General features: G+C 72.9%; 12 protein-coding genes. 8 read left to right on the top strand and 4 right to left on the bottom strand.

All coding sequences use genetic code 11. The features are described from left to right. Positions 1–7 precede the first annotated feature (7 nt). Positions 8–955 carry a phosphotransferase gene (locus tag ACFZBP_RS04240; protein WP_391409777.1) on the top strand — a complete coding sequence of 316 codons (948 nt, stop codon included), beginning with the start codon at positions 8–10 and terminating at the stop codon, positions 953–955. Positions 956–986: 31 nt separating this feature from the next. Here ACFZBP_RS04240 and treZ read toward each other — a convergent pair whose 3' ends face one another. Further along, the gene (gene treZ, locus ACFZBP_RS04235; protein WP_391409775.1) at positions 987–2,732 is read right to left on the bottom strand and encodes a malto-oligosyltrehalose trehalohydrolase; all 1,746 of its coding nucleotides are present in this window, start codon (positions 2,730–2,732) and stop codon (positions 987–989) included. 185 nt (positions 2,733–2,917) lie between these two features. Between treZ and ACFZBP_RS04230 the strand changes: the two genes are divergently transcribed. From ACFZBP_RS04230 to ACFZBP_RS04220, 3 genes are all read left to right on the top strand, one after another. Then, on the top strand, positions 2,918–3,469 hold the full coding sequence (locus ACFZBP_RS04230; protein ID WP_383446172.1) for an FHA domain-containing protein: 552 nt from the start codon (positions 2,918–2,920) through the stop codon (positions 3,467–3,469). Between the two features lie 138 nt (positions 3,470–3,607). Next, positions 3,608–4,978, top strand: coding sequence for a M14 family zinc carboxypeptidase (locus tag ACFZBP_RS04225; protein WP_391409772.1), 1,371 nt, complete (start codon positions 3,608–3,610; stop codon positions 4,976–4,978). Continuing rightward, complete coding sequence (locus ACFZBP_RS04220) at positions 4,975–5,394, top strand: SSI family serine proteinase inhibitor (RefSeq protein ID WP_383446178.1); 420 nt, start codon at positions 4,975–4,977, stop codon at positions 5,392–5,394. Before ACFZBP_RS04225 ends, ACFZBP_RS04220 begins: the two co-directional genes overlap by 4 nt. A gap of 76 nt (positions 5,395–5,470) precedes the next feature. Here ACFZBP_RS04220 and ACFZBP_RS04215 read toward each other — a convergent pair whose 3' ends face one another. Together ACFZBP_RS04215 and treY are read right to left on the bottom strand one after the other, a co-directional pair. After that, entirely contained in the window at positions 5,471–6,721 is a 1,251-nt protein-coding gene (locus tag ACFZBP_RS04215; RefSeq protein ID WP_391409770.1) for a M14 family zinc carboxypeptidase, read from the bottom strand. A 344-nt stretch (positions 6,722–7,065) separates the two neighbouring features. Beyond that, positions 7,066–9,429: a malto-oligosyltrehalose synthase gene (gene treY / locus ACFZBP_RS04210; protein WP_391409768.1), complete on the bottom strand. Its 2,364-nt coding sequence runs from the start codon at positions 9,427–9,429 to the stop codon at positions 7,066–7,068. Positions 9,430–9,510: 81 nt separating this feature from the next. Between treY and ACFZBP_RS04205 the strand changes: the two genes are divergently transcribed. Continuing rightward, the gene (locus ACFZBP_RS04205; protein ID WP_391409766.1) at positions 9,511–10,893 is read left to right on the top strand and encodes an MFS transporter; all 1,383 of its coding nucleotides are present in this window, start codon (positions 9,511–9,513) and stop codon (positions 10,891–10,893) included. Here ACFZBP_RS04205 and glgX read toward each other — a convergent pair. Then, the gene (gene glgX, locus ACFZBP_RS04200) at positions 10,890–13,019 is read right to left on the bottom strand and encodes a glycogen debranching protein GlgX (protein ID WP_383446192.1); all 2,130 of its coding nucleotides are present in this window, start codon (positions 13,017–13,019) and stop codon (positions 10,890–10,892) included. The two genes, ACFZBP_RS04205 and glgX, sit on opposite strands and share 4 nt — an antisense overlap. 181 nt (positions 13,020–13,200) lie before the next feature. Between glgX and ACFZBP_RS04195 the strand changes: the two genes are divergently transcribed. From ACFZBP_RS04195 to ACFZBP_RS04185, 3 genes are all read left to right on the top strand, one after another. Further along, positions 13,201–14,016, top strand: a complete 816-nt coding sequence (locus tag ACFZBP_RS04195; RefSeq protein WP_391409763.1) for a Tat pathway signal sequence domain protein — start codon at positions 13,201–13,203, stop codon at positions 14,014–14,016. Positions 14,017–14,072: 56 nt separating this feature from the next. Next, on the top strand, positions 14,073–15,401 hold the full coding sequence (locus tag ACFZBP_RS04190) for a copper amine oxidase (RefSeq protein WP_391409761.1): 1,329 nt from the start codon (positions 14,073–14,075) through the stop codon (positions 15,399–15,401). Between the two features lie 72 nt (positions 15,402–15,473). Continuing rightward, positions 15,474–16,742, top strand: coding sequence for an SAV2148 family HEPN domain-containing protein (locus ACFZBP_RS04185; protein WP_383447089.1), 1,269 nt, complete (start codon positions 15,474–15,476; stop codon positions 16,740–16,742). Positions 16,743–16,808 lie beyond the last annotated feature (66 nt).

Raw genomic sequence — 16,808 nt, 5'->3', positions numbered from 1 at the left:
CGCGACCATGACCCAGGCACCGACACCCACCGCGGACACCGTCCGCCGACTGGTCCGTTCCCTGCTCAAGAACGGCGTGGACGACTCGGCCGGACCCGAGGTCCGGCCCGCCGCCCCGGGCGCCGAACCCGCCACCTGGCTGGTCGGCACCCGCCATGTGCTGCGCCTCGCCCCCGACCGGGGGGCCGCCGTGCGGCAGCGCCGCGAACTGCGGCTGCGTGACCTCGTCCGCCCGCATGTCCCGGTCACCGTGCCGACGAGCGTCGCGCACGGCGAGTGGGCGCCCGGGCTGCCCTACACCCTGGACACCAAGGTGCCCGGCGGGGCCGGCGGCGAGCACGACGTGTCCGCCCTCGGCGAGGCCGACCTGGCCGGGCTGCTCACGGGGCTGCGCGAGGTACCGGCACGGCAGGCCGAGACCCTCGGTGTGCCGCGCACCGCACCGCGCTCCCTGGAGGCCCTGCGCCGCGCCGCCGAACGCCCCGCCGCGCGCCTCGCCGACGCCGACGAGTTCGACGCCGCCCGGCTGCGCCAGCTCACCCAGCCGGCCGCCGTCCAGCTCGCCGCCCAGCCCGGCACGGCCGTCCTCGTCCACCACGCCCTCACCGGCGACCACCTCGTCGTCAGCGCCGACGGCCGGGTGCGCGGCGTCCTCGGCTGGGCCGACACCGTCCTCGGCGACCCCGCCGAGGACATCGCGGGCCTCGCCCTCACCGTCGGCTCCCCGGCAGCCGTCCGCGCCGCCACCCTCGCCGGCTACGGCGCCCGCCCCTGCCTGCGCGGCCTCTGGCTCGCCCGCTGCGACGCGCTCCTGCGCCTCGCGGACCGCCTCGACGGCAAGGGCGAGGCACCGCTCCCCCTGCTGCGGCTGCAACTGCGGCACGCGTGGGAGGCGATCCTGCTGGAGCGGGTGACCGAGCTCAGGGAGGACGACGACGGGGCCGACGAGCTCTAGGGGGCGCGCCCGCCCAGAAGGCACGCCCCGCTCAGCCCTGCAGCAGCACCACGCCCGACTCCCCGGGCACATGCAGCACCCCGTCCGCACCCGGCGCCTCCACCGGCTCCCACGCCGCCAGTACGGTGGCCCGGCGCGGTCCCAGCGGGATGGCCGCCGCCTCCTTGGCGAGGTTGACGGCCACGCGTACGTCACCGCGGCGGAAGGCGAGCCAGCGCTCCCGCTCGTCGTAGGCCACCTTGGTGTCGGCCAGGTCCGGATCGGTGAGGTCGGGCTGCTCGTGGCGCAGGGCGATGAGACGGCGGTACCAGTCCAGCACGCGCGCGTGGGGCTCGCCGTCGAGCTCGGACCAGTCGAGGCAGGAGCGGTCCCGGGTCGCGGGGTCCTGCGGGTCGGGCACGTCCTCCTCGGCCCAGCCGTGCTCCGCGAACTCCCGCCGCCTGCCCCGCCGTACGGCCTCGGCGAGCTCGGGATCGGTGTGGTCGGTGAAGAACTGCCAGGGCGTGCCCGCGGCCCACTCCTCGCCCATGAACAGCATCGGCGTGAACGGCGCGGTCAGCGTCAGCGTGGCCGCGCAGGCCAGCAGGCCGGGGGAGAGCAGGGCGGCGAGCCGGTCGCCCTGGGCCCGGTTGCCGACCTGGTCGTGGGTCTGGCCGTACCCGAGGAGGCGGTGCGCCGCCACGCGCGTACGGTCCAGCGGGCGACCGTGGCGCCGGCCCCGGAAGCTGGAGTACGTGCCGTCGTGGAAGTACCCGCCGGTGAGGGTCTTGGCGAGGCCCGCCATGGGGGCGCGCGCGAAGTCGGCGTAGTAGCCCTGGGACTCGCCGGTCAGCGCGGTGTGCAGGGTGTGGTGGAAGTCGTCGTTCCACTGCGCGTGCAGACCGAGGCCGCCGTCCTCGCGCGCGGCGATGAGCCGGGGGTCGTTCAGGTCCGACTCGGCGATCAGGGACAGTGGCCGGCCGAGGTCGGCGGAGAGGGCGTCGACGGCCGTCGACAGCTCCTCCAGGAAGTGGCACGCGCGCGTGTCCTTCAGCGCGTGCACCGCGTCCAGCCGCAGCCCGTCGAGCCGGTAGTCCCGCAGCCAGGCCAGCGAGCTCTCAAGGAGGTACGCCCGCACCTCGTCGGAGCCGGGCGCGTCCAGGTTGACGGCCGAACCCCAGGGGGTGTGGTGCTTGTCCGTGAGGTAGGGGCCGAAGGCGGGCAGATAGTTGCCCGACGGGCCGAAGTGGTTGTGCACCACGTCCAGGACCACGCCCAGGCCCAGCCCGTGCGCACGGTCGACGAAGCGCTTCAGCGCCTCGGGACCGCCGTACGGCTCGTGCACCGCCCACAGCGAGACGCCCTCGTACCCCCAGCCGTGCCGGCCGGGGAACGGGCACACCGGCATCAACTCGACGTGGGTGACACCCAGTTCGACGAGATGCCCGAGCCGCTCGGCGGCAGCGTCCAGCGTGCCCTCACGCGTGTACGTGCCCACGTGCAGCTCGTACAGCACCGCTCCGGGCAACGGCCGCCCCGCCCACTCGGTACGCCACTCGAACCGCCCGTGGTCGACGACCGCGCTCAGCCCGTCCGGGCCGTCCGGCTGCCGGCGCGAGCGCGGGTCGGGCAGCACGGGGCCGTCGTCGAGCGCGAAGCCGTACCGTGTGCCGTCCCGTGCCTCCGCCTCCCCCCGCCACCATCCCGCGCGATCGGGATCGCGCTCCAACGTGCGCGTGTCGCCCTCGCAATGGAGCGTCACACGGTCGGCCTGCGGTGCCCACACCTCGAACTGCACGGACGGTTCCCCTTCGTCTGCTCACCGTGATGTAGCCCGTCCATGGTGCTTCAAACGAGATCAATCCGCTTTTGAATCTTCCCTTTTGCGGCAGGTGTCGCGACCGGTCCTGTCGATCACGCGCGCGTGGTGGCCGTTTCCCCGTTTTCTGGACACCGGGGGTTCGCTGACCGACAATCAGCGACGTGACGTCGTCCTTCGAGTTCAACACGTACCCCGCGCGGCTTTCCGACGTGGAGCGCGACAAGGCGCTGAAGGTGCTCCGTGACGGCGTCGCCATGGGTCGGCTGTCGCACGACACGTTCGTACGGCGCATGGAACTCGCGCTCTCCGCCCGCCGCGCGGACGAGCTCGCCGCGCTCACCGCCGACCTGCCCTCCGAGAGCCGTCTGTCGCGTCTGGTGTTCGGCACCGTCGAGGCGGTCTCCGGCTTCACCGTACGGCTGCGCCGGGCATGGCAGGCCGAGCGGCTGCCCAAGCTGCTGCTGCCCCACCCCTCGGCCGGCCACCCCCTGCGCATCGGCCGCGACCCCCTCAACGGGCTGCGGCTGACCCACGAGACGGTCTCCCGGGTGCACGCCGAACTGAGTCACCAGGGCGGCCTGTGGGTCCTGCGCGACCTCGGCTCCACCAACGGCACCACGGTGAACGGCCGCCGCGTCATCGGTGCCGTCGTGGTCCGCGAGGGCGACCAGGTCGGCTTCGGCCGGATCTCGTTCCGGCTCGCCGCGAACTGAGCCCTGTCCCAGCCCTGGCCTGCCCCTTGGTTGAAGTGTTGACTCAAGTCCCTTTGCCCTCTGTGGTGTTGACGTGGTCGTCAACTCGTGACTGACTGTGCGTACACCATGCACATCAGGTGAACCGACGGCACCGCATTGTGGAGGTGTGCCCTGCCGCCCCTCCTCCGCTACCCGACCGTCGACGAGCTGGGCGCCCGGGCCGCCGCGCTCGTCGCCCGCCGCCCCCGCGACGCGCGTCTGCGCCGCGTCGGGACGTCCCGCGCGGGCACGCCCCTGTGGCTGTTGTCCGTCGGCCACGGCAGCCGTCAGGCCCTCGTGGTCGCCGGTCCGCACGCCAACGAGCCGGTCGGCGGCGCCACCGTGCTCCGGCTGGCCGAACGGGTGCTCGCCGACCCCAGGCTGCACGAGGGCGCCGACGCCACCTGGAACCTGCTGCTCTGCCTCGACCCCGACGGCCTGCGCCGCAACGAGGGCTGGCTGCACGGCCCCTACGCCCTCTCCGGTTACTTCCGGCACTTCTTCCGGCCCGGCTTCCTGGAGCAGCCCGAATGGCTGCCGGACGGCGCGGACCGGGCCAGGCTGCCCGAGACTCGCGCGCTGCTCGAACTCCAGGACGAACTGCGGCCCTTCCTGCAGTGCTCCCTGCACGGCGTCGACGTCGGCGGAGGCTTCGTCGAGCTGACCCACGACCTGCCCGGCCTCGCCCAGCGCGTCGCCCACACCGCCGCCCGCCTCGGCATCCCGCGCGAGCTCGGCCCCTACGACACCCTGTACTGGCCGGAACTGGGCCCCGCCGTCTACCGGATCCCGAGGCCCCGCCGAGGCGACCTGGCCGCCGCCATCACCGAGGCGGCCGTCGAGTCGACGTGGTTCCACCCGTACCGGCACGGCACGGTCACCGCGGTCGTCGAGGCGCCCATGTGGGGTGTGGCCGGTGTGGAGGACGGCGCCCCGCACGCCGATGAGGAAACGGTCCTGCGCCGGGTGAGCCACACCCTGCGCCACGACACCGGCGTCCTGAACGGGCTGCTGGCACGCCTGCGGCCGCACCTGCCCGCCGGACCCGAGACGGCCCGGCTGCTCGCCCCGGTCGACGACTATTTACTGGTCTGCCCAGGGCTCGCCGACACCTGGGACCCCGACGTCACGGACCCGGTCGGCGTACACCCCCTCCCTCCGCTCAGCACCGCCCACCTGGCCGCCCTGCGCATCGCCGGGCGACGCCTCGCGCTGCGGACCGCGGGGCTGCTGCACCAGCTCGTGACGGCAGCCGGGCGCGACCCGGCCGGCGTGCTGCCCGAGCTGGACCCGCTCATCGAGGAGTGGTGCGAGGACTACCGGGACGGCTGCGGGGCGCGCTGGATACCGGTCGCCCGCCAGGTGGAGTACCAGGCGCGGGTCGTGCTCGCCGCGTTCGAACTCGCCGGGCGGCACGCGCCCGCGTGCTCCCGTTCGGGTGAGTCGGGGTGGAATGCCGGGGCAGCCGTGCCGATGCATCAGGAATGACGATTTCATTCACGGCGAAAGCGGTACGGGGCGGCCTGCTGGCGACGGCCGCCATGCTCCTCCTCGGCGCGGCTCCGGCGCGGGCGGCGGTCCAGGAACCCCAGCCGGGAAGCTGGCTCTACCTGACGGTCACCCGGGGCGACGCCCGTCACGGCGACCCGCACGGCACGCTGCTGCTGTGCGACCCGCCGCAGGGCCACGGGAAGGCGGCCGAGGCCTGCGCGGACCTGGAGCGGGTGGGCGGTGACATCAGCAGGCTCCGCACGGTGGACGCGTTCTGCCCGATGATCTACGCGCCGGTGACCGTCCAGGCGCGCGGGGAGTGGAACGGCCGGCCGGTCGAGTACCGCGAGACCTTCGCCAACGGCTGCGCGATGGGCGCGCGGACGGGCTCGGTGTTCGCGCTGGACGGCTGACGCCGTAGGCCACACGGCCGCACGCGCGCGTAGGCGGCACGGCTCGCGCCGACCGGCCCCTCCACGGCCGTGCGGCTCACGCCGCCCCGTCGCGCGCGTGCAGGGCTGCCGCGACGACCGTCCGGGACTGGTGCTCGACCTGGTGCTCCAGGGGCACCCAGCGGGCGCGGAAACGTTCGGCGAAGGCATCGCTCCAGGTCGCCACCAGGTGTTCGAGGCGCTGCGCCCCGCGGTCGTCGGCCTCCTGAAGGACGCGCAGCAGCATGGCCGCCGCCCGCAGCGGCAGCCGGCGCCCGAAGGCGTCCACGCTCCCGACGTACGCCATGGTGTTGTCGGCGGGCGGCGTGTGCGTCCAGTCGGCGGCGAGGCCGGGCACCAGCTCCAGCGCCCACTTCGACGCCCGCAGCAAGGGCCCGTCGACCCCGTCCAGACGGGGGAGCGCCTCGGTGAGCACCCGCTCCACCTCCACCGAGTCCCGCCGCAGCCGGGCCGCCAGCCGTCGCATCGCCCTGGCCGGCGCCGGATGCGGCGCCGGGTCGTCCACCAGGTCGCTCGCCCACATCGGCACCTCCACGACCGCGGTCAGCCCGCCGTACCGGTGCACGTGGTACCAGGTGCTGCTGCGCGCGTCGTCCGGCATGCTCGGATACGCCGCCCCCGCGCCCGGCGCCGGCATCACGTGCACGCCGGGCCCCGACGCGGGCCAGCCGGCCGCGTCCGAGGCGCCGGTCTCCACCGGGATGTGCAGCTGCGCCGCCGACTTCGCGAACGGCTCGGCGAGCCCGGGCACGTCCTTCGTCAACTGCACCCAGCTGCCACCCAGGTCCGTCCCGTGCAGCGTCACCTGGAGGTAGGGGCGCAGTTCGTCGATGACCCGGGTCAGCGCGCGTGTCTCGGGCGGCAGCCGGTCGGGCGGCAGCGTGGCCGGCGCCCACTCCGGCTGCTCCGGGGCCGCGGGCCGGAAGAAGCCGCGGTGGTAGTCCAGCAGGGTGCGGGGCGCCGGTGTGACATGCAGGCTCGCCCCGTCGGGATCCGCGCACAGCAGGAAGTGCCAGGAGATGTCGGCCCGCAACTCCCGCTCGTGCAGCACCCGTTCGGCGACCGCGAGGAGCGTGGGGCCGCCCGTGGGCTCGTTGGAATGCGCCCCGGCGACCACCAGCACGGCGCGTCGGGCGTGACCGATGGACAGCAGGTGGAGGGGCCTGCCCGCCCGGGAGGCCCCCACCTGTCTCAGCGTGCACAGGCCCGGCCGGTGGGCGGCCAGGGCGCGGGCGGACAGGACCAGTTCGGTCAGGGTGGGGTAGCGCAGCTCCGGCAGGAGACTCACCCCCGTCACGTCCGCCCGGCTCGCAATCCGCAGTACCCCACGGCCTGGTTTACCTGTCAAGGAGTTCATGGGGGAGGCTCCCGGGGGCGCCCAGGTGCATTGACCGCCGGACGGCGGGATCGACCGGCGTCAGCCGGGGCTGCCGGGTCCGTGCCGACGCGCTCGCCCACCCGTGTCCTGCACCGATGCGTGCCGGGAACCCGGGCGTGCGGCGGGCCTCGACGCTCGTCACCACACGCCGGCTGCCCACCCCGAGCCCCGGGAGCGCACGCGGGGCCCGAGCCGGTCGCGGGCACGAGGCCACGGCGCGCCACGCGGCCGTACGCCCCGTGCGCGCGCCCGCCTCACCCCGCCGCCTCCACGCCGACCCGTTCGAGCAACGCCACCGGCAGCCGCTCGAACAACTCCGCCACGCGCGCGTGCCCGGTGAACTCCCGCTCCGGAGCGAGCACATCGGCCCACCGCCCCGGCGGCAACGGCAGCACGGTCTCGCCCCAGCCACCCGACCGCGCCAGCCGCAGCGACAGCCGTGTCACGGCGGTGACCACCTCTCCGGAGCGCGTGAAGGCCACACAGTGGGCGGCCGACGGGCCCTCGGCGGCCAAGGGCGCGTACGACGCCGAGTCGCCGAACACCTCCGGGCGCCGCCTGCGCAGCCTGAGCGCGGCCGTCGTCACCGCGCCCTTCTCCCCCGGGTCCTCGTGCGGGAACCGGGCGACCCGGCGGTTGTCCGGGTCCACCAGCGCCCGGTACTCGCCCTCCGTGCCCTGATAGACGTCCGGCACACCCGGCATCGTCAACTGGGCCAGGGCCATGCCCAGCACGTTCGCCCGCACGTGCGGCTCCAGACGGCTCCGGAAGGCCGCCACGCGCTCGCCGGGCGCACCGCACGGCCCCGCGGCGACGAACGCCGCCACCGCCTCCTCGTACGGCGGCTCCCGCTCCGTCCAACTGGTGAACAGCCCGGCCTCGCGCACATGCTTCAACAGCGCTCCCTGCACCCGGTCGACGTCCGCCGCGCCCAGCCCGAACACCGTCTGCCACGCGGCCCACGCCAACTGCGCGTCCGGGACGCCCTCGCCGTCCCGGGTCACCTCGGTCAGCACGTCCGCCCACCACTGCGGGCACTGCGTGAGCACGGCCAGCGCGGCCCGTACGTCGGCACTGCGCTTGGTGTCGTGCGTCGACACGACCGTCCCCGTCCCGGGCCAGTCGCGCTGCACGCGCGCGCAGTACGCGTGGAACCCGTCCGGCGAGACCGCCGGGCTCCCCGGGTTGCCGCCCACCTCGGTCGCCGACAGCAGCGGCACATGGCGGTAGAACGCCGTGTCCTCCACGGACTTGGCCCGCAGCGCCGACGCCGTCTGCGCGAACCGCGTCCGGAACTCCACGTGCTCCGGACCGTCACCGAAGCGCCCGAGCACCAGGTCGCGCACGACGTCGACCGCGCCCGCCTCCTCGGGCACCACGAAGGCGAGTCGGGCCTCGGCGGCATGCTCCTCGGTGACCACGCGGGCCGCGTCACCGGAGGCGTACGGCCGGTAGACCTCCAGCCGGACGAGGAGTTCCTCGAGCGCCATGCGCAGCGCCCAGGGCGCCCGGTCGCGCAGCGCGGGCTCCGGGGACGTGGCGCACAGGTGGCTCGCCACCCGCGTCAGCCGGTCCACCTCCGTGGCCAGCTCGTGCGTGAGCACCTTGTACGCCGCCCGCCGCACCGTCGCCTCCCAGTCGCCGCCCCGGTCCGTCTGCGGGGCCGCGAACCGCCGGTACTGGCCGAGGAGTTCCCCGAACCCGGCCGGGTCGGTGAACAGGCCGTCGACGTACCGCAGGGCGTCGTAGCCGGTGGTGCCCGCGACGGGCCAGGAGGCCGGCAGATGCTCGCCGTCCGCCAGGATCTTCTCCACGACCGTCCAGCGTCCGCCGGTCGCCTCGTGCAGGCGCTGAAGATAGCCGTCGGGGTCGGCGAGGCCGTCGGGATGGTCGATGCGAAGGCCGTCGATCACGCCCTCGTGGAGGAGTTCGAGGATCTTGGCGTGCGTGGCGTCGAACACCTCCGGGTCCTCGACCCGGACCCCGATCAGCTCGGAGATGCTGAAGAACCGCCGGTAGTTGAGCTCCGTACGGGCCAGCCGCCACCACGCCAGGCGGTACCACTGCGCGTCCAGGAGCCGCGGCAGCGGCAGTTCCCCGGTGCCCTCGCGCAGCGGGAACACATGGTCGTGGTAGCGCAGGACGTCCCCGTCCACCTCCAGGTGAGCGAGCTCCTCGCCCAGCGGCCGCCCCAGCACCGGCAGCAGCACCCGGCCGTCCTGCGTCTTCCAGTCGATGTCGAACCAGCGCGCGTACGGCGACTCGGGGCCCTCGCGCAGCACTTCCCACAGCGCGCGGTTGTGGCGCGGGGCCATGGCCATGTGGTTCGGCACGATGTCCACCACCAGACCCAGCCCGTGCTCACGCGCGGTCCGCGCCAGCGCGCGCAGCCCGTCCTCACCGCCCAGTTCCTCACGCACGCGCGCGTGGTCCACGACGTCATAGCCGTGCCCCGACCCCGGAACCGCCTCCAGGACCGGGGACAGATGCAGATGCGAGACGCCGAGCGAGGCCAGGTACGGCACGGCCGCCGCCGCGGCCTCGAACGGGAACGCGGGCTGCAACTGCAGCCGGTAGGTGGCGGTCGGCACCATCGGGTCAGGTCGCTCAGGTGTCATGGAAACCTACGTACCCGCCCTGCCGCCCTTCGTGTCATCGTCCCCTCCACGTGGGCCCACGCGCGCGCCTAGCTTCGAGCGATGGGAGAGACGGGGAGCAGTGGACGGCGCGGCACATCGGCGGCATACCGGGAGGTGATCGGCCTGACCGGGCCGCTGCTGCCGGTGATGTCCTTCCTCGCCCGGCTGCCGACCGCCACGATCCAGTTCGGCAGCGTGCTGCTCGTCGCACGGACCAGCGGCTCCCTGGCCGCCGCCGGCCTCACCGGCGGCGCGCTCGCCGTCGGCCAGGTGGCGTGCGGGCCGCTGGTGGGCCGGCTCGCCGACCGCCACGGCCAGCGCACGGTCGTCCTCACCTGCTGCCTCGCCAACGCCCTGGCGATCGCCGGGTTGGTCCTCGGCGCGCTCGCAGGGTTGCCCACGGCGATCCTGGCCGTGCTGGGGGCGGCGGCCGGGGCCACGGTGCCGCAGATCGGGCCGATGGCACGCGCACGTCTGGTCGCCCTCGCGCGCGGCGCCGGGGTCCGGGACTCCACCGTGGGTGCCGCGCTCTCCTTCGAGAGCACCCTGGACGAGGTGTCCTTCGTCCTGGGGCCCGCCCTGGTCGGGCTGGCGGCCGTGACCGCGCATCCGGGGTTCGCGCTGGGTGGAGCCGCGGTGCTGGTGGCCCTGTGCGGCGCGGGGTTCGCGCTGCATCGGACGGCGGCGGTGACACGGCCGGAGTCCATCGCCACGGCGCCGGCGATACGGTCGGAGTCCGCAGCCACGGCGGCGGAACGACGGTCCGGTGCCGTCCCCGCGCCCCCGCCAGGACGACCCGCCCCCGCCCTACCCCGCATCCCCCGCTCCGTCCACTCCCTCCGAGCCGCCCTGGCCCTCCAAGGCGCCATGTTCGGCGCATGCCAAGCCGGCATCACCGCCCTCACCGAGCGCCTCGAACAGCCGGACCAGGCGGGGCTCGTGTACGCCGCCATGGGAGTGATGAGCGCGGTCGCCGGGCTCTCCATGGCCGCGGTGCCCGCCCGCGTCGCACTCACCACGCGCTGGCGGGTGGCCACCGCCGCCGCATGCGTGCTGTCGCTCCCGCTGCTGTGGACGGAGAGCCTCATCGCCCTCTACGCCACCGTCGTCGTCCTGGGCGTCGCCTACGCCCCGCACCTCATCACGGTGTTCGGGCTCACCGAGCGCGTGGTGCCGCCCGCGCGGCTCGCCGAGGCGATGGCGGTGGCGACGAGCGCACTGGTCGGCGGGCAGGCGCTGGCCGTCGCCGGCACGGGCCGGCTCGCCGAGTCCTACGGCCCCGCGGCGGCGTTCGGCGCGGGGAGCCTCGCCGCGGCGCTCGCCGGTCTGATCGCGCTGACGGCGCGCCCGGAGTCGTACACCGGACGCACCGCCGAAAGCGTCCGCCACGCGCGCGAACCCGCCCGGCCGGCATCCGCCCCTCGGCCGGGTGAGCCGGTCTAGACCGGCCGCTGCAGCACCGTCATGCTGCGGTCCACCAGCGTCAACCGCTCCCCGGCCTGCACCTTTGGGCCCGTCCCCGGCGGCACCCCGTCCGCGCGGGCCGTGTCGACGACCACCTGCCACTGACGGCCGTGGTCGACCGGCACGACGAAGTCGAGGGGCTTCGGGGAGGCGTTGAACATCAGCAGGAACGAGTCGTCGCTGATGCGTTCCCCGCGCGGGCCCGGCTCCGAGATCGCGTTGCCGTTGAGGAACACCGTCAGTGCCGACGCCTGCGCCCTGTCCCAGTCCCGCTGGGCCATCTCCTTGCCCTGCGGGGTGAACCACGCGATGTCCGACAGGTCGTCGTGCGTGCCCTCCACGGGACGCCCGTGGAAGAAGCGCCGCCTGCGGAAGACCGGATGGTCCCGCCGCAGCCACACCATCGCGCGCGTGAAGGCGAGCAGCCCGCTCTCGCCCTCCTCGGCACCGTCCCCGGTGTCGCCCCACTTCACCCAGGCCAGCTCGCTGTCCTGGCAGTACGCGTTGTTGTTGCCGTGCTGGGTGCGCGCGAACTCGTCGCCGTGGCTCAGCATCGGCACGCCCTGGGACAGCATCAGCGTGGCGACGAAGTTGCGCATCTGGCGGGCGCGCAGTTCCAGGACGGCCGGGTCGTCGGTCTCGCCCTCCGCCCCGCAGTTCCAGGACCTGTTGTGGCTCTCGCCGTCCCGGTTGTCCTCGCCGTTGGCGTGGTTGTGCTTGTCGTTGTACGAGACGAGGTCGTGCAGCGTGAAGCCGTCGTGGCAGGTCACGAAGTTGATGGAGGCCAGCGGGCGCCTCCCGTCGTCCTGGTACAGGTCGGAGGAGCCCGTCAGCCGGGACGCGAACTCCGCCAGCGCCCGCGGTTCGCCCCGCCACAGGTCCCGTACGGTGTCGCGGTACTTGCCGTTCCACTCGGTCCACATCGGCGGGAAGTTGCCCACCTGGTAGCCGCCCTCGCCCACGTCCCACGGCTCGGCGATCAGCTTCACCTGGGAGACCACCGGGTCCTGCTGCACCAGGTCGAAGAACGACGACAGCCGGTCCACCTCGTGGAACTGCCGGGCCAGGGTGGCCGCGAGGTCGAAGCGGAACCCGTCGACGTGCATCTCGGTGACCCAGTACCGCAGCGAGTCCATGATCAGCTGGAGCACGTGCGGGGACCGCATGAGCAGCGAGTTGCCGGTCCCCGTGGTGTCCATGTAGTAGCGCGGGTCGTCGGTGAGCCGGTAGTACTGCGGGTTGTCCAGGCCCCGGAAGGACAGCGTGGGGCCCAGGTGGTTGCCCTCGGCGGTGTGGTTGTAGACCACGTCGAGGATGACCTCGATACCGGCCTCGTGCAGCGCCCGTACCGCCGACTTGAACTCCAGGACCTGCTGGCCGCGGTCGCCCCAGGAGGCGTACGCGTTGTGCGGGGCGAAGAAGCCGATGGTGTTGTAGCCCCAGTAGTTGTTCAGGCCCATGTCGACCAGCCGGTGGTCGTTGACGAACTGGTGGACCGGCATCAGCTCCAGCGCCGTCACCCCCAGCTCGGTGAGGTGCTCGATGAGCGCCGGGTGCGCGAGGGCGGCGTAGGTGCCGCGCAGCTCCTCCGGCAGCCCCGGGTGCCGCATCGTCAGGCCCTTCACATGGGCCTCGTAGATCACCGTGTGGTGGTACTCGGTGCGCGGGCGGCGGTCGTCGCCCCAGTCGAAGTACGGGTTCACCACGACCGACGACATCATGTGCGGCGCCGAGTCCAGGTCGTTGCGCCGGTCGGGTGCGTCGAAGTGGTAGCCGTACACCTCCTCGCCCCAGCGGATCGCGCCGCTGATCGCCTTGGCGTACGGGTCCAGCAGCAGCTTCGCCGAGTTGCAGCGCAGACCGCGCTCCGGGGCGTACGGGCCGTGCACCCGGAATCCGTACCGCTGTCCCGGCATGACGCCCGGCACGTACGCGTGCCGCACGAAGGCGTCGCTCTCCCGCAGTTCCACCGCCGTCTCCGAGCCGTCGTCGTGCAGCAGACACAGCTCTACTCGGTCCGCGGCCTCCGTGAAGACCGCGAAGTTCGTGCCGGCGCCGTCGTAGGTGGCACCGAGTGGATATGCCTCTCCAGGCCAGACCTGCATGGACACGACTCTTTCAGCTGGAGCGCGCCGTCGGGGGCGCCTTGACGTCGAGTCTCCCCGAAAGTGATGGAACCACCTATGACTTACGTCCCTCTTACCGGCCGACCAGTGCATACGACGTATGCCGAACCAGTGGGGCAGACACGTACTCCCGTGGACGTTGGGGGAGTAGGGGGAAGATGTGCGCGACATAGTGCACCGCCATCTGGGCAAGGTGGTGGCGGGTGCGGCCATCGCGGTGGCGGGAACCGCCGTGATGATCGGAATCACCCTGCCGGGCACGGCAGGGGCGGACACGACAGGAGGGACCGACGGCAGCGGCCGGTCGGCCCAGCAGTCGGCGCAGGGCCGGGACGGCGCCGCCGCCGCCGTGCAGCCCGGCGTGGTCGAGGAGGCGCCGGCCGAGGGCGACCGCGGCAAGGGCAACGACCCGCTGACCGACGACGAGATCGCGCGGGTCGAGAAGCTCGCGGTGAACCGGCAGCTCATCGACCGCAGCGAGAACGTCAGGGGCGCGCGCGGCCCGCAGCGCATCGACGTCCAGCTGGCCGAGCCGGAGGCCGACGAGGTCGACGACGCGAGCGCGCCCCGGCGCGCCGACGTGACGGTCTACGACTACCAGGACGACACCCTCGTCACCAGGACCGTCAACCTCGACACCGGCAAGGTCGAGCGGACCGCCACCCAGCGCGGCGTGCAGCCGCCGCTGAGCCTCGCCGAGCAGGCCGAGGCCGCCAGGCTGCTGATCGCCGACCCGCTGGGCGCCGATCTGAAGGCGGACTACAAGGACGCCACCGGCAAGGAGCTCACGTCTGACGACCAGCTCCAGCTGAGCGGCATGGTGTACCGGGCCGCTCCGGGCGGGTCGGTGTCGGTCGAGAAGTGCGGCGAGCACCGCTGCACCCGGCTGTTCCCGAAGGTCAAGAACGGCCCGTGGATCGACGCCCGGGACTTCGTGATCGACCTGAGCGCCCGCAAGGTGATCCGGCTCGGCTGAGCCGGCCTCCGTTCACGCCTCCAACTCCGCACCTCCTGTAAGGGAGTCACCTCTTCATGCGCGTCAACAGAATCAGCCGTGCCCGCAGGCGGGCGGCCCTCGGTCTGTCCCTGGCGGCGCTGGCCGCCGGCGCGACGACCGGGGCGGGGCCGGCCGCGGCCCAGCCCAAGGCCGCCGCGGCCCCGGCACCCGCCTGCAGCGCGGCCTACCGCATCGAGCAGAAGCTCTCCACCGGCACCACCTGGCGGATGTGCTGGCGCTTCAACAGCACCTCCGGTGTCGTCCTGGAGGACATCTCCTACCAGCCGCCCGGCGAGGCCAAGCCCATCAAGGTCCTCAACAGCGCCAAGCTGGCCCAGATCCATGTGCCGTACGACGACGGCAACGCCGAGTACAACGATGTCACCGAGTACAACTTCGGCAACGGCCTGCTGAACATGAAGCCCGCCGAATGCCCCGGCGGCACCATCAAGACGGTCAAGGTCCGCGAGCCCATGTACTCGGCCTCGCAGAACGTCAAGGGCCTGTGCGCCACGACGCGTTCGCGCGGCCACGCCTACCACCTGCAGACCGAGCCGCCGAACGGGAACGTCGGCAAGACCTACCAGGCCCAGGGCAAGGACCTGCTGCTCTACACCGTCAACAAGGTGAGCTGGTACGAGTACATCACCGAGTGGCGGTTCCAGGACGACGGCACCATGACCATGAACGTCGGCGCGACCGGCAGCCTCGCCCCGGAGGACTACGACTCCGGTGACGGCCGCGGCTGGCCCATCGGCAAGGGCGCCAAGGACTACGCCGACAGCCACAGCCACAACGTCTTCTGGCGGCTCGACTTCGGCCTCGACGGCTCCTCCAAGACCCGGGTCGAGCAGTACGACTCGAAGGTCAGCCCGGCCGCCGGCGACCGGGGGCCGACCAACAAGACGACGCTCACGAAGGTCACCAAGGAACTCGCGGGCGACGCCAAGAACATGCGCTGGTGGCGCGTGGTCAGCCGGTCGGGCAAGAACAAGGACGGGCACGCGCGCTCGTACGAGCTCGTCCCGGGCGCCCAGACGAAGTATCCGGGCCGCCCCTTCACCAACCACGACGTGTACTTCACCGAGTACAACAAGTGTGAGCAGTACGCCAGCGGCAACCTGGGCGCCTGCGCCGCCGGACACCCCGACTCCGTCGACAAGTGGGTCAACGGGCAGACCCTCACCCACCCCATCGTCTGGATGAACGTGGGCTTCCACCACATCGTGCGCGACGAGGACCAGCAGCCGATGCCGGTCCACTGGCAGGGCTTCTCGATCGCCCCGCGTGACGTGACCGCTATGAATCCGCTCACTCCGGCGGACCTCAAGGGCATCAACGGGCACGTCGGCCGGGACAGTTGAGAAACGACCCTGTCCATCGGGCTGCACCGCCCACCGCTCCCGGAGTACCCTTCCTTGATCGTTGGGACGGGGATGCTCGGGGGAGCGGAAGGCGGTGCGCGGGTGGGCTCGGGAGGCCTGGAGTTGCCCCCTGGTGACGAGGGTCACGAGGGGAACTCCGCAGACGTCCCGCCCGGCACGGTGTCCCTGGCCCGGCCGATGGAGACCAGTTCCATCGGCCCGGAGCTGGACTGGGACACCGAGGCCTGGCTCGAGGTGCGCACCCGCGCCCAGCGAGCCGGCCGGGCCTACATCTGGCTGAACCTCGTCGAACAGCGGCTGCGCGCGGTCGTGGCCGCTGTCGTGCGCCCCATCTACGAACCCGTCCACGGCGACGACTGGGTCGTCGCGGCGGCCGGCCCGGCCGGCCAGGAGTGGGTGCAGCGCGCGGTCGCCGTACGCGAAGTCAGCCGTCGCAAGGGCTACTTGCTGGACCCGGCCGACGACAACGTCCTCAGCTTCCTCACGCTGCCGCAGCTGCGCGAGCTGATGGTGCAGCACTGGCCGTGCTTCGAGCCGTACGTCGACGACCGGCGGGACGTCGAACTCGCCCTGGACGAGCTCGAAGTGACCCGCAACGTCGTCTCCCGCAACCGCGCCCTGTCCGAGGCGGTCCTCAACCAGGCCGAACGGGCCTCGGCGCGGCTGCTGGAGATCCTCGGCACGGGCGGCGACGTGCCATCCGCGCGCCGGCTGCCCATCGACGCCGTCGAGGACCTGGTCGGCGACCGGTACGCCGACGTGGTCGCCGTGCACCCCGACCGGGTGCGGCTGCTGCGCCAGTTCCCGGCCGAGGACATCTTCGGCGGCGCCCGCAGGCTCGACGCCATCGGCATCGGCCTCAACCTGCTCGTGCAGAACTTCTCGGGCCGCCGGCTGGTGCGGCTCGCCGAGTCGGGCTGCCGGGTGCGGCTGCTGTTCCTGAACCCGGCCTCCAGCGCCGTCAAGCGGCGTGAACGGGAACTCGGCATCAAGCGCGGCGAGCTGAGCCGCGCCGTCGAGATGAACATCCTGCACATGCGCCGGGTCCGGTCCCGGCTGCGGGACCCGGGCGCCTTCGAGATCCAGGTCTTCGACGAGACGCCCCGCTTCACCGCCTACCTCGTGGACGGCGACGGCTCCGACGGCATCGCGGTCGTGCAGACCTATCTGCGCCGGATGCGCGGACTGGAGGCGCCGGTCCTGGTGCTGCGCAACGGAAGCCGGGTGGTCAAGTCGGGCGAGATGGACGAAGGCGGGCTTTTCCCTACGTATCGCGAGGAGTTCGAGCTCATGTGGGCGGATTCGCGACCGGTGTCCTGAACCGTCCCGCGGGCGAAGCGGAACGCGGTCCTCTGATTGTCAGTGGCCCATGGGAAGGTGGAGACC

This window comes from Streptomyces sp. NPDC008086 (assembly GCF_042957325.1).
Taxonomy (GTDB): domain Bacteria; phylum Actinomycetota; class Actinomycetes; order Streptomycetales; family Streptomycetaceae; genus Streptomyces.
This window is presented reverse-complemented; position numbering and strand designations above follow the sequence as displayed.